The organism is Gulosibacter hominis (genome assembly GCF_904842695.1).
Lineage (GTDB): Bacteria > Actinomycetota > Actinomycetes > Actinomycetales > Microbacteriaceae > Gulosibacter > Gulosibacter hominis.
This window is the reverse complement of record NZ_CAJGWQ010000002.1, coordinates 163,957-176,743: the sequence shown is the minus strand read 5'-3', so window position 1 is coordinate 176,743 and position 12,787 is coordinate 163,957. Positions and strand designations below refer to the sequence as shown.

Genomic DNA, 12,787 nt, shown 5'->3' with positions numbered 1-12,787 from the left:
CGCCAGCGCGCAGCCGCCGGCCAGGATGCGTTAGATGATCTTCGTGAGCCAGGTGCGTCGATGCTGGGGGCAGGGCCCGTGCTGCTGAATTGCGGTGCGATGTTTGACCGACCCATAACCAACGTTGCTATCCCAGCCGTACACCTGCCACTCGGGTTGGGCGGTGAGTAGTTCGTTCATGTGCCGGTCACGAGCGACCTTGGCGATCACCGATGCTGCCGCCACGGATGCGCAATCACGGTCGGCTTTCGGTCGTACGATCACCGGCAGCGGATGCTGCATCGCGCCGGTGAGCCAGTCGTGGGTGCCGTCGAGCAGGATGACCGCACGGTCGACCGGGATGCCCTGCTGCCACAGCTCAGCGAGGGCGCGAATGGCGGCGCTGGCAAGGCAGCTGCCGATGCCGTACTCGTCGATTTCGGCGGCGCTCGCCCACCCCAGTGCGCTCGCGAGCGCCCAGGCACGCGCCTCGGGTTCGATAGCGAGGCGGCGTTTGGCGGTCAGTAGCTTCGAATCACGCAGACCGGCGGGCGCGCCCTGTTCGAGTTGGGCGGCGCCGATCACACAGGCTCCCACAGCTACCGGCCCGGCGAGGGCTCCGCGCCCCACCTCATCGACCCCGATTACGAGTTCGTGTTCGGTGAGCAGCTGCCGTTCAATTTCGAGTGTGGGCTCGGTCACGGCTGCGGCTCGCGCGATGGCACATTCACGAATGTTTGCGACGAGCTATCAATCCAGCTAAACCGGTCGAGTGGCCAGTTAATAACGAAAGCCTGCCCGACAATATCGTCATAGGGCACGAACCCGCGTGTCGGGGTATTTTCGTGAAAACGAGAGTCTTCTGAGTTGTAGCGGTTGTCGCCCATCACCCAAACCGACCGTTCAGGAACCGTCACATCAAAGTTGATGCCGCTCGCGTTTTCGCCACTGGGCCGAATGATGTAGGGCTCATCGATTGCCACATCATTAATTTCGAGCTGCCCGTATGCGTTGCAGCACACAACGTGGTCACCGGGCAGACCGATGACACGTTTAATCAGGTGGCCGGTCGATTCTTCGGCTTTCAAACCAACAAGCTCGAGCGCGCCATCAATGATGGCTGTAGGGAAGGGCTTTTCGGGCTGGGACATCTCCGGCAGCCAGCCGCCGGGGTCTTTGAACACGATCACATCGCCACGATTGATGTCGATGACGTTCGGCGAGAGCAGATTGACCAGTACGCGGTCGCCTTCAACGAGCGTGTTGCGCATCGACCCGGATGGGATCGCGAAGGGGCGCAGGAAAAACGTTTTGACGACAATCGAGATCACGATTGCCAGCGCCATGATCACGAAGACATCCCGCAAAAACGAGCCGCCGCCGTCGGCCCGGGTCACTTTGCCGTTCGCGTCAAGCTGCAGGTGTTCGTTCGCGCGGTGTCGGTTGCCGACACCGTGCCGGTACGGGGCGAGCAAGTCTGGCCCACCGGGTTCATCCGGCGACAGCTCAGGCAATTTGTAGCCGTCGCTCAATCCATCTCCTCGCTCTTAGGTGGCCACCGCAGTCTAATGTAAAGCGACGGCCACCGCGGGTATTGCTGCGGTGGCCGTCGATTTTTTGTTGGATACCGAATGAATATCGGCATCCCAAGCAACTAGTTGGCGCGCTTCTCGCGAATCTTCGCAGCCTTGCCGTGGCGGTCACGGAGGTAGTAGAGCTTCGCACGGCGAACGTCACCGCGGCTAACAACCTCGATCTTTTCGATGATCGGCGAGTGAACGGGGAACACACGCTCCACACCCACCTGGAAGCTCACCTTGCGCACGGTAAAGGTCTCGCCGATGCCGGCGCCCTGACGGCCGAGCACAACGCCCTGGAACACCTGGACACGCGAACGGTTACCTTCAACGATGTTGACGTGCACCTTGACGGTGTCACCGGGACGGAAATCGGGGACGTCCTTCAGCGACTGTGCGTCGATCTGGTCAATGAGATTGGCCATTTTGGTCATTCACTCTCTCGCCCGCCTCAGGTCGGCGCGAATAAAAAGACTGGTGTTGTGCGCTCGTCGGCTGATTGTCCCCTGAGGCAGAGTCGAGCCGCGGCACAAGCGATTATTCTTCCACAATTTGCAGGCTCGAGGCAAGAGCTGACGGGGGCTTATTGCCCCAGTCGGAGGTAAATAATCGCCCTAGCTGTCGCGGTGAGGGCGCGCCGTCCACTCATCCGGATCGTCACCGCGTCGGATGCGCGGGTTGGGTTCGTCAATGATTTCACCATCGACCACTTCCATTTGGTGCCCCACCGAGTCGCCCCGGCGGGTGGGAGTGGTGTTGATGGTGATGATGCGAGCGTGCCCCCAGCCGGAGGGCGAATCGGCCGCCGGGTCGCCAAATTGATCCGAGCCACCCTGCTCAAAGCGGTGCCGCATGGCGTTAACGTTTTCTTCCTGCGCGCTGCGACCAATGCGGTAGATCGCCACCGCACCCACGAGGAATGCCAGAATCTGCACCAGCCCCGCCGCCGCCGCTGAGGGCATCACCGCTCCGATCAGCCACAGCGCGAATGTGCCGAAATACCAGAGCAGGTCTTCGGTGCGGTAGCTGCCTGACAGCCGCGCACTCGGCCGCAACCAGAACAGGAAACCGAGGGTCGCCAGCTGCAAAAACCCGACCGGCACCGTAATAAACAGCGCGAGGAAGCCGGTGGCACTCTGTCGCATCACGAGCCATGCACCCACGGTCCAAATCGCAACAATGAACGGCGCCGCCGGACGCATGAACTGCATCACACGCGCCATAGCCGAAGAACGAGCACCGGAAGTCATGCTTTTACGCTACCCGCCCATCCCGTGTGCCGGCGGCAATTTTCCCCAGTTTCGCTCTGGGCACAGTCCATTTGTTGCCGTGCTACTGCCGCAGTGCGGTGCGCATCGCCTCAATCATGCCGCTGCGACTGTGCGTGCGCATCGGGCTGCGCTGGTGGTCGGCGCCATTACTCTCCGCAACGGCCAGTGAGTTCACCAGTTTTGAGTCGCATCCCAAATCGTTCGCGATCGGCAGCAGCTCGTCGATTCGCCGCGCCATCAGATCACGGCCCGGCTCGAGCCCACCGTCGGCATTGATGATGAACTCGGTGTCGAGCCCGTATCTGGCCGCCCGGAATTTGTTTTCAATCACCGCCCACTCCGGCAGCGCCCGCAGCGGCCGACCGCGCTCGAGCGCTCGCACCGTTTCTTCAACGACGCACTGCACGAATGCGGCTGCCGCGCCGACCTCGGTTACGGTCGACGGCGCATCAAACACCCGCACTTCAAGGGTGCCGAAACGGCCGGCTGGCCGCACGTCCCAGCGCAGTTCACGCTCATCCAAGAGCGCACCCGAGGCGAGCATCCCCGAAACGGTGCGGTCAAGCTCGTGCCAATCATCCAGCCGCGGTGGCAGCCCCGCCGATGGCAGCTGCTGAAACAGCATGCTGCGATGCGAGGCAAAACCGGTGTCTTTCCCCTCCCAGAACGGGCTGGATGCGGTGAGCGCCAGCATCAGCGGCAGGTCGGCCAACACCGCGTGCATCGCTGGCACTACGTGATCGCGCGAGGTCAGCCCAACGTGAATGTGCAGTCCCCAAATCGAAAGCTGCCGCCCCCACTGGCGGGCTCGATCAACGACGCGCAAATAGCGGTCGTCGGGGGCGAGGGTCTGCAATTGCCAATCGGCCCAGGGATGCGTACCGGTGCCGATTGCGCCGAGACCCAGGCGGTCAAGCGTGACCATCAGCTCATCACGCAGCTGGCGCAGCTCGGCGGTAGCTGCCGGCACGGTGTCACACACACCGGTAACCAGTTCGACCGTGTTGGTGAGAAATTCGCCGGCGATGTGCTGATTGGCTGCGGCTGCCACAACCTCGGCGCCGCGCCCCACCAGGTCACCGGTTACGGGGTCGACCAGCGCCAATTCCCACTCAATCCCGAGAGTGGAACGCCGTGAATTCGCGAAATGCATGACATTCATCGTAGGCGCTCATGCACCGCGTTCGTTTTGGTCTGGCAGAACTGGGTGGAAATCTGCAACAATAGACAGCTGAGTCTGTGTCAACGACCCTCTCTTCGTAACGCGCAGCAGTCCAGAGCCCCAGAATGATGGCGCCCCACGCCGTTGATTGTGATGCTCAGAATTTTTCATCAACACCTACAGGAGACACGTGTCTGTCAAGATTCGTCTGAAGCGGTTCGGTAAGATCCGGTCACCGTTCTACCGCGTCGTTGTGGCCGACTCGCGCACCAAGCGCGACGGTCGCGTTATCGAAGAAATCGGCAAGTACCACCCCACCCACCAGCCTTCGGTCATCGAGATCGACTCGGAGCGCGCTCAGTACTGGCTTTCGGTCGGCGCTCAGCCCACCGAGGCCGTGCTCGCACTGCTCAAGCTGACCGGTGACTGGGGTAAGTTCACCGGCGAAGGCTCGACCGAGTCGACCGTTCAGGGACAGCCCGAGAAGGAGATCTTCGAGGCTGACGCCAACAAGAAGCCGGTGCTCAAGCCCAAGGCTGAGGCTGAGGCTCCCGCCGCTGCCGAAGAAGAAGCAGCTGCCGAGGGCGAAGCCGAAGCTACTGAAGCAACTGACGACGCCGAGAACACCGAGGCGTAGTCATGCTCGCGTCCGCACTCGAACACCTGGTACGAGGCATCGTCAATCGACCTGACGATGTCCGAGTGGACGCGCGCGAAACCTCTCGCGGCGAGGTCCTCGTGGTACATGTCCATCACGAGGACCTCGGCCGCGTCATCGGCCGTCAGGGCCGCACCGCCAAGGCGTTGCGTACCCTGGTGACCGCGCTCGCCGATGGCCGCCGCGTCCGCGTCGACGTGGCGGATGACTAACCTTGACTCCCAAGCAGTCCGGTATCACGCAGCTTCGCGTCGGCCGGCTAGTCAAGGCTCACGGCCTCAAGGGCGCGATCAAGCTCGAGCTGTACACCGATGAACCCGAGCGTCGTTTCGTACCCGGAGCCTCGTTCTCGCTGCAGGTGCCCATCGATTCACCCTGGCGGGGAAAGTCGATTGTGCTGCGCGAGTTGCGCTGGTTCAATGACGCGCCGGTTGTTTTTTTCGAGGGTGTCGAAGACCGCACCACTGCCGAGACGCTCATCCGCGCGATTCTCTGGGTTGATAAAGACGACACCGAAGAGCTTGACCCCGACACCTGGTACGACCACGAACTGATCGGCCTCACCGTCATGGTTGCCGGCGAGGCCGTGGGTACCGTCGTCCGCGTCGACCACTTCCCCGCCCAAGACCTCATCGTGGTCAAAACCGATACCGGCGATGTCTTCGTGCCGTTTGTCAAAGAAATTGTGCCCGAGGTCAACATCTCAAACAGCACCATTACCGTGACTCCGCCCGGGGGACTGTTCGACATAAATACCGACTAGTGTTGCTACCAGCACTTTCTCAGGAAGCGCTTTCACAAGAAGCACTTTCGCAGGAAGCACTTTTACAGATAGATCGGTGAGTTGACGGATGCGTTGGGTTACGTTCGCGACAGTGGGCTCTGGGGTGCTCGCCTACGTTGTCGTATTTATTGCAGCGACCACGCTCACGGCCGATCGGTTCACCGAATTCATCGTGCTCTGGTCGCTCTGTTTCGCGGTAATCGCCTCGTTGCAGGGTTTTATGCGCACTACCTCGGCCGGTGTGCGCCGCGCGGGCGCGCAGCAGGGCCGACCGATCATTGATGCAAATGACAACGGCATCGACGACGCCGAAGAACTCGTTATTTCAAGCGGTCCGCTCGGTCTCACGGTTATTGAAGATCGCACCGCCGATGAAATCCTCGCGGGGCGCGAACGAACCGTTCCCGACCCGTTTCCGACCAGTCCAAACGAGCCCGGCGCGCGGCCGGTGGTTGCCGCACTGTGGGCGGGCACGCTCGTAACGGCACTGACCGCCGCTGCATCCCCGCTGTGGGCGCCGGTGCTGCTTGTGGGAATGGCGCAGCCCCTGGCCACCCTGCTATTTGCAGTTTCGGCGGGGCTGGTGGTGCTGCAGGCGGCCCTGGCGGGACTGCTCAGCGGCACTGGCCGCTGGCAGGCGTTCGGCTGGTTGATCAGCGCTGAGGCTGCCGCGCGGCTGCTCGTGGTGATTGTTGCCGCCTGTTTTGGCGATATTGTTTCGGGGCTCATGTATGCCGCGATCGCCGGCGCCATCGTCACTCCGATCATGCTCTTTGCCACACCGGCCGGACGAGCCTGTCGTAAGCTGCGCACCGATCTGCCGATGCCGCAGTTTTTGCTGGTTGCACTGGCCGCCACTGGTCGGTCGGCGATACCCAGCGCACTGATTGCCGGGGCCCCGGCTCTGCTGCGGTTTTTGCAGCCGGATATCGAACCGCTCGTACTCGGAAACCTGATGCTCGCACTCACCATGGTGCGCGGCGCTATGCTCACCCCGGTAACCTCCTTCCAGAACGCGCTCACCGCCTACTTCCATGAGCGACAGCACCGCGGGATCGCCGCACTGTTGGTCCCAACGATTTGGGTGGTCGCGCTCGGTCTCCCGGTAAGCGCCCTGCTGTGGTTCCTCGGCCCGATCCTGCTGCAGCTGTTCGGCCCCACCTATTCGCTCAGCGGCGAGGCCATTTTGTTGCTCAGCCTCGGTGCGGCGGCAACCGCGATGCTGTACATCACCTCGGCCGCGGTGCGCGCCCATCACAACTATCGGGCCGATACTGCCGGTTGGTCGGTAGCCCTGCTCACCACCGTCGCGGTGCTGCTGGTGGTGGCAGATCCGCTCACCGCCACTACTACTGCGCTGCTCACCGGGGCACTTGCCGGCGTCATCACCCAGCTTGCCACCGGGATGCGTGACGGCATCACACCGGTCACGCCCCACCCCTCCCCCTCGCCCGAACCCGCCAAATATTTGAGTCACTAATGCGCGTCGATATCATCACGATCTTTCCCGAGTTTTTCGACATCCTCGACATTTCGCTTTTGGGCAAAGCGCGCGAGCGCGGCATCATCGACCTGCACGTGCACGACCTGCGCGATGCCACCCACGATCGACACCGCACCGTTGACGACACCCCCTACGGAGGTGGTGCGGGCATGGTCATGAAACCCGAGCCGTGGGGTGAAACACTCGATGCGATCTTGCAGGCGAGCGAGTCGGACGAGCCGCCGCTGATTGTTTTTCCATCCCCCGCTGGCGAAGTGTTCCGACAGCCCACCGCACGTCGATTCGCCGCCGAGTCGCACATCATTTTTGGATGCGGCCGCTACGAAGGTATTGATCAGCGCGTGTTCGATTGGGCGGCCACTCGCGCACGGGTCGAACTGATTTCACTGGGCGACTATGTGCTCAACGGCGGCGAGGTGGCGGTGATGGCCATGATCGAGGCGTTTGGGCGGCTGGTTCCGGGCGTGGTGGGAAACCCCGAATCACTCGTTGAAGAATCACACGAGCAGGGGCTGCTCGAATATCCGAGCTACACCAAGCCTGCCCAGTGGCGCGGCTACGAGGTGCCCGAAGTGTTGCTTTCGGGGCATCACGGTCGGGTGGCGCAGTGGCGTCGCGAACAGCAGGTTGACCGCACCCGACGTGTGCGCCCCGATCTCTACGAGGCCTGGCAGCGCGAACAGCAGTAGCCGAGCTGCTTCGCTACTGCTTGAGGAAGCGCTGCAGTTTTTCGAGCTCTTCCGGGGTTGGTTGACCCGATGCGGCACCAGCCCCGGCACCGGCACCAAAGGCGCTGCCGCCAAATGCCGCACCAGACTGCTTCGTCGCGGCTTGTTCAGCGGCCGCCTCGCGCTTGGCGGGGTTGCCTGACACTCGCCGCCCCTTGCCCTTGTTTTTTTGTTTCGCCGCCTGCTTGCGCTGCGCGGCACGCCCGCCGCCGGGCATCCCCATCCCCGGCATCCCGGGAATCTGCGGCATTCCGCCACGAGCGACGTTTTTCATCATTTTTGCCATCTGCTCGAAGCGCTTCACAAGGTCGTTGACCTCGCTCACCGAGGTGCCCGAACCGCGGGCGATACGAGCCCGGCGCGAACCGTTAAGCACCTTCGGCTGTTCACGCTCGAGCGGGGTCATCGACTGAATAATCGCCTCGATGCGCACGAGTGCCGATTCGTCGAAGTCGTCAACCGCGGCCTTCATTTCTTTTGGCACGCCCGGCAGCATGGCGATCATCTTCTTGAAGTTGCCAGCCTTGCGGATCTGCTGCATCTGCTTCAGGAAGTCATTCAGCGTGAACTGCTCATTGGCAAGTTTTTCGGCGGCTTTGCGCGCCTCTTCCTCATCGAACGCCTTTTGCGCCTGCTCAATAAGGGTGAGCACGTCACCCATGTTGAGGATGCGCGATGCCATCCGGTCTGGGTGGAACACCTCGAAATCGTCAAGCTTTTCGCCGGTGGACGCGAACATAATCGGCTGCCCGGTGGTCTGCGCCACCGACAGCGCGGCGCCACCGCGCGCGTCACCGTCGAGTTTGGTCAGCACAGCACCGGTGAAGCCGACACCGTCATGGAAGGCTTTTGCAGTTGCGACCGCATCCTGACCGATCATCGAGTCGATCACGAACAAAATTTCGTCGGGCTGGGTGACATCGCGAATATCGCGGGCCTGCTGCATCAGCACCTCGTCAACACCGAGCCGACCGGCGGTGTCGATGACGACCACATCGTGCATCTTGTCGCGTGCGATCCGCATCGATTCGCGCGCCACCCGCACCGGATCGCCCACACCGTTACCGGGTTCGGGCGAGAACACCGGGACGCCTGCCTGGTCACCGACAATCCGCAGCTGCGTCACCGCGTTGGGACGCTGCAGGTCGGCAGCCACGAGCATCGGCGAGTGCTTTTGTTCAACCAGCCACTTGGCGAGCTTTCCGGCCAGCGTGGTCTTACCGGCACCCTGCAGACCCACCAGCATGATGACAGTGGGCGGTTGTTTTGCCAGCTGCAGCGCTCGGGCCTGGTCGCCGCCGAGGATGCGGATGAGCTCCTCGTTCACAATCTGCACGACCTGCTGGGCGGGGTTGAGCGCCCGGTTCACATCGTCGCTCAGCGCTCGCTCGCGCACATGCGCAACAAACTCTTTCACCACCGGTAGCGCGACGTCAGCCTCGAGCAGCGCGCGACGGATTTCACGAACGGTACCGTCGACATCGGCTGCCGTGAGCTTGCCCTTCGAGCGCAGATTGCCGAGGGCTTCAACGAGACGGTCAGAGAGATTCCCGAACATGGCCATAATGACCCGATTCTACCCGCTTCTACCGCGCGCGTGCAGCGTGAGCTTGGCTGCTTCCCCCGCCGTGATCAGCCACACATGCCAGACTCGGCGGCATGACCGCTCAAGTATCTGCTGCCCAACCGCTCATCCTGCCCTTTGCCGGTAAATTGCCGCGCATCCATCGCAGCGCCTGGATCGCTCCGAACGCGACCATTATTGGCGATGTTGAAATCGGCCCCGATTCGAGCATCTTTTACGGCTGTGTGCTGCGTGGCGACTCGGGCGGCATCCGCATCGGCGCCGGCACCAATGTGCAGGACGGCACCGTGATGCATGTGGATGCGGATGCTCCCTGCGTGCTCGGTGACGGCGTCATTGTTGGGCATGCGGCGATGCTGCACGGCACCACCGTGGCCGATGGCACGCTGGTGGGGATGCGCGCGGCGCTGCTGAGCCACTCGCGGGTCGGCGAACAGTCGCTCATTGCCGCCGGTGCGGTGCTGCTCGAGGGTGCCGAGGTGGGTGATGGGGTGCTTGCCGCGGGCGTTCCGGCCAAGGTGCGGCGGGAGCTGACTGCTGAAGAGCGAGCGCGATTCGCGCCCCACGCACGGTCATATGTGGCACTCGCCGGGCGTCAGGCCGCCCCCGCCGAAGCGGTAACGCTCGAAACGGTTTGGTACGAATAAACAGCGTGAGCTTCGGCATGACTGCAGGGCACGCGCGTGCTCATCAGCTTAAGACGCCTCAATTTGCGCAACTCTTTTGTACATATCCGCAATTCCTCTTGGCACAGGCTGCACTCAGGCGTACGGTGTAGCTAGGCCCTCGCCATTCGGTCTGCGACGAAGTTGCCCGCTACGAAAGAGGACCATCCAAGCGGCTCGGTATCTCAAAGCTGTTCCGGCCGCACTCACGGCGCACTGCGCATTCTGGAGAGTTACGCAATGTCGAATGGTTCTAAAGATTCGGCTCGCCCTGCAACCGAGGCAGCCGACAATACGAAAAAACTCAGTAATCGTCATGTGACGATGATCACCCTCGGCGGAATTATCGGTGCCAGCCTGTTTGTCGGCTCGGGCAACGTGATCCGCTCGGTTGGCCCCGCGGCTCTGGTCTCGTACAGCATCGGTGGCCTGCTGGTCATTTTGGTGATGCGGATGCTCGGCGAAATGGCCGTCGCATCCCCCGCCGTGGGTTCGTTTATGGAGTACGCTCGCCGCGGCCTCGGCGAGTGGGCCGGCTATCTGATTGGCTGGCTGTACTGGTATTTCTGGGTCGGCGTGATCGCATTCGAGGCGGTGGTCGGTGGTGCAACGCTGCACGGCTGGTTCCCGATGATCCCCGACTGGGTGTTTTCAATCGCCGTGATGCTTATTTTCACGATCGCCAACCTGGTTTCGGTGCGATCATTCGGTGAGATTGAATTTTGGCTGGCGAGCATCAAAGTCGCCACGATCGTGGTGTTCCTCAGCCTCGGCCTGCTGTTTGCCTTTGGCCTGTGGCCGGGCGCCAGCTTCTCGTTCGGCAATATCGTTAACGCCGAGGGTGGTTTTGCGCCCTACGGCTGGTGGGCCGTGATCTCGGGCGTGGCGCTGGTGATCTTCTCGTACTTCGGCACCGAGATCGCCGTGATGGCTGCCGCCGAGTCGGAAGACCCCAAGAAGGGCGTCACCCGCGCCACTAACGCCGTGGTGTGGCGAATCATGCTGTTCTTCATCGGTGGTGTGACGCTCATCCTGGCCATCGTGCCCTGGAACCAGCTGCCAGATCCCGACCAGATCAGCCCCTTTGCCTATGTGTTCGGTCAGATTTTTGCACCGTTCTTCGGGCCCGGTGCGGCACAAGTTGCCGAGATCATCATGAGCGCGGTGCTGCTCACCGCGGTGTTCTCGGTGCTGAACTCGGGTATTTATTCGGCCTCGCGAATGTTCGCGGCCATTAGTGATGAGGGTCTGGCCCCGAAGTTCATCGGTAAGCGCGCCAGCAATGGCGTGCCGGTGATGGCGGTGCTCGCCTCCACCATCGGCGGTTACGCCGCGGTGGTCATCAACTTCCTGCTGCCCGACAGCGGTATTTTCACGTTCATCATGAACTCGGCCGGCCTGGTGGCGCTGCTGGTGTACGCGTTCATCGCGCTCACCCAGATTCGGATGCGCCAGCAGATGACCAAACAAGAGGTCGACCGCCTCGAGCTCAAGATGTGGTTCCACCCGTGGCTGGCGATCCTCACCATTCTCGGAATTATCGGCGTCGTCGTGATCATGATCATCCTGCCCGAAACCCGCGTGCAGGTGTGGTCGACCCTCATCTCGGTGGCGGTGCTGGTGGTGTTCTGGCCGGTTGCCCGCCGCAACCTGCAGAAGATCGGCAAGCTCGGCCAGAAGCCCGAAACTCGACTGCTGCGCACCGTGCAGCGCAACCAGCCCGCCGCCAGCGTGGGTCAGGGCCCGAACGATGGCGAGGTGTCGAGCGAGACGCGCGCTATCCGCACTGCAAACCGCGAGCAGCGTAAGCAGCGGCACAAGCAGTAGCCGCCACAGCCAAAATCATCGGGTGCGAGTTAGACAGCAATTGTCGACTCGCACCCGATGTGGTTTCCGCATCCGGCGCAGGTGCGGCAAGCGATTAGGCGGCCGGTGCGGCAGGCTACTAGGCGTCGCCGACGAGTTTTTCGGCGAACACGTGCGGGGTGAAACCGCTCAGATCGTCAATTCCCTCACCGGTGCCGATGAGTTTGATGGGCAGCCCGGTACGTTCCTGCACCGAGAGCACGAACCCGCCCTTGGCCGAACCATCAAGTTTGGTGAGCACCAGACCGGTGACGCCAGCGTGCTCAATAAAGGCTTCGGCCTGTGACACCCCGTTTTGCCCGGTGGTGGCGTCGAGCACCAGCAGTACCTCGCTCACCGGGGTGATTTTTTCGACCACCCGATGAATTTTTGTGAGCTCATCCATCAGCCCGGCCTTGGTCTGCAACCGGCCGGCGGTGTCAATGATGACCATTTCGATGCCCTCGCGTACCGCGGTTTCGACCGTCTGGTAGGCAACCGAGGCCGGATCCTGACCGAATTGCTGCGGGCGCACGATGCGCACATCCGCCCGCATCGCCCACGTGTCGAGCTGCTCAACCGCAGCCGCGCGGAAAGTGTCGGCGGCGCCAAGCACAACGGTGCGGCCATAGTTGCGCAAAAAGCGCGCGAATTTGCCAATAGTGGTGGTCTTACCAACGCCATTAACGCCGACGATGATTGACACGGCCGGCCGGGCAGAGAGGTTGAGCGTGGTGTCAAATTTGCTGAGCCGCTCCTCGATGAGATCGCGCAGCATCCGTTTCAAATCGGCCGGATCAGTGGTCTGGTAGCGGGCGACATCATCGCGCAGCTGTTCGATGATTTCGTCGGTGATCACCGGCCCGAAGTCGGCGGTGAGCAGCGCATCCTCGAGGTCTTCCCACGTCGACTCATCGATTGTGGGACGAACGAACAGATTACGGAGTGCGCCACCGAGTGACCAACGATTTCCTTCAGCCATGCAGCCAGGTTACGCGACCGGCGAGTGCCGCGGTGAGGATTCGATGC

Annotated in this window: 14 protein-coding genes; 7 read left to right on the top strand and 7 right to left on the bottom strand. The window is 62.1% G+C overall.

Going from position 1 to position 12,787, the window contains the following annotated elements; genetic code table 11:
* Positions 1 to 30: 30 nt before the first annotated feature.
* The 5 genes from JMV54_RS03080 to JMV54_RS03060 form a co-directional block, all read right to left on the bottom strand.
* Positions 31 to 681 (bottom strand): ribonuclease HII, encoded by a 651-nt coding sequence (locus tag JMV54_RS03080; RefSeq protein WP_201517434.1) that lies wholly within the window; start codon positions 679 to 681, stop codon positions 31 to 33.
* Entirely contained in the window at positions 678 to 1,511 is an 834-nt protein-coding gene (gene lepB, locus JMV54_RS03075; RefSeq protein WP_230972788.1) for a signal peptidase I, read from the bottom strand. Before lepB ends, JMV54_RS03080 begins: the two co-directional genes overlap by 4 nt.
* A gap of 122 nt (positions 1,512 to 1,633) precedes the next feature.
* Positions 1,634 to 1,981: a 50S ribosomal protein L19 gene (rplS, locus tag JMV54_RS03070; RefSeq protein ID WP_201517433.1), complete on the bottom strand. Its 348-nt coding sequence runs from the start codon at positions 1,979 to 1,981 to the stop codon at positions 1,634 to 1,636.
* Positions 1,982 to 2,170: 189 nt separating this feature from the next.
* Positions 2,171 to 2,806 carry a hypothetical protein gene (locus JMV54_RS03065; protein ID WP_201517432.1) on the bottom strand — a complete coding sequence of 212 codons (636 nt, stop codon included), beginning with the start codon at positions 2,804 to 2,806 and terminating at the stop codon, positions 2,171 to 2,173.
* A gap of 82 nt (positions 2,807 to 2,888) precedes the next feature.
* Entirely contained in the window at positions 2,889 to 3,980 is a 1,092-nt protein-coding gene (locus tag JMV54_RS03060) for a carboxylate-amine ligase (RefSeq protein WP_201517431.1), read from the bottom strand.
* A 199-nt stretch (positions 3,981 to 4,179) separates the two neighbouring features.
* Between JMV54_RS03060 and rpsP the strand changes: the two genes are divergently transcribed.
* From rpsP to trmD, 5 genes are all read left to right on the top strand, one after another.
* Positions 4,180 to 4,626 carry a 30S ribosomal protein S16 gene (gene rpsP / locus JMV54_RS03055; protein WP_201517430.1) on the top strand — a complete coding sequence of 149 codons (447 nt, stop codon included), beginning with the start codon at positions 4,180 to 4,182 and terminating at the stop codon, positions 4,624 to 4,626.
* Between the two features lie 2 nt (positions 4,627 to 4,628).
* On the top strand, positions 4,629 to 4,859 hold the full coding sequence (locus tag JMV54_RS03050) for an RNA-binding protein (protein ID WP_201517429.1): 231 nt from the start codon (positions 4,629 to 4,631) through the stop codon (positions 4,857 to 4,859).
* Positions 4,860 to 4,861: 2 nt separating this feature from the next.
* The gene (gene rimM / locus JMV54_RS03045) at positions 4,862 to 5,410 is read left to right on the top strand and encodes a ribosome maturation factor RimM (RefSeq protein ID WP_201517428.1); all 549 of its coding nucleotides are present in this window, start codon (positions 4,862 to 4,864) and stop codon (positions 5,408 to 5,410) included.
* Positions 5,411 to 5,498: 88 nt separating this feature from the next.
* Positions 5,499 to 6,911, top strand: a complete 1,413-nt coding sequence (locus JMV54_RS03040) for a polysaccharide biosynthesis protein (RefSeq protein ID WP_201517427.1) — start codon at positions 5,499 to 5,501, stop codon at positions 6,909 to 6,911.
* A complete protein-coding gene (gene trmD / locus JMV54_RS03035; protein WP_201517426.1) occupies positions 6,911 to 7,624 on the top strand; it encodes a tRNA (guanosine(37)-N1)-methyltransferase TrmD in 714 nt (237 codons plus the stop codon). The genes JMV54_RS03040 and trmD overlap by 1 nt, the downstream gene beginning before the upstream one ends.
* A gap of 13 nt (positions 7,625 to 7,637) precedes the next feature.
* Here trmD and ffh read toward each other — a convergent pair whose 3' ends face one another.
* The gene (gene ffh / locus JMV54_RS03030; RefSeq protein ID WP_201517425.1) at positions 7,638 to 9,227 is read right to left on the bottom strand and encodes a signal recognition particle protein; all 1,590 of its coding nucleotides are present in this window, start codon (positions 9,225 to 9,227) and stop codon (positions 7,638 to 7,640) included.
* Between the two features lie 95 nt (positions 9,228 to 9,322).
* Here ffh and JMV54_RS03025 point away from each other — a divergent pair, with 95 nt between their 5' ends.
* A complete protein-coding gene (locus JMV54_RS03025) occupies positions 9,323 to 9,895 on the top strand; it encodes a gamma carbonic anhydrase family protein (protein WP_201517424.1) in 573 nt (190 codons plus the stop codon).
* Positions 9,896 to 10,153: 258 nt separating this feature from the next.
* Positions 10,154 to 11,740, top strand: coding sequence for an amino acid permease (locus tag JMV54_RS03020; protein WP_201517423.1), 1,587 nt, complete (start codon positions 10,154 to 10,156; stop codon positions 11,738 to 11,740).
* Positions 11,741 to 11,858: 118 nt separating this feature from the next.
* Here JMV54_RS03020 and ftsY read toward each other — a convergent pair whose 3' ends face one another.
* The gene (ftsY, locus tag JMV54_RS03015) at positions 11,859 to 12,740 is read right to left on the bottom strand and encodes a signal recognition particle-docking protein FtsY (RefSeq protein ID WP_201517422.1); all 882 of its coding nucleotides are present in this window, start codon (positions 12,738 to 12,740) and stop codon (positions 11,859 to 11,861) included.
* Positions 12,741 to 12,787: the final 47 nt, after the last annotated feature.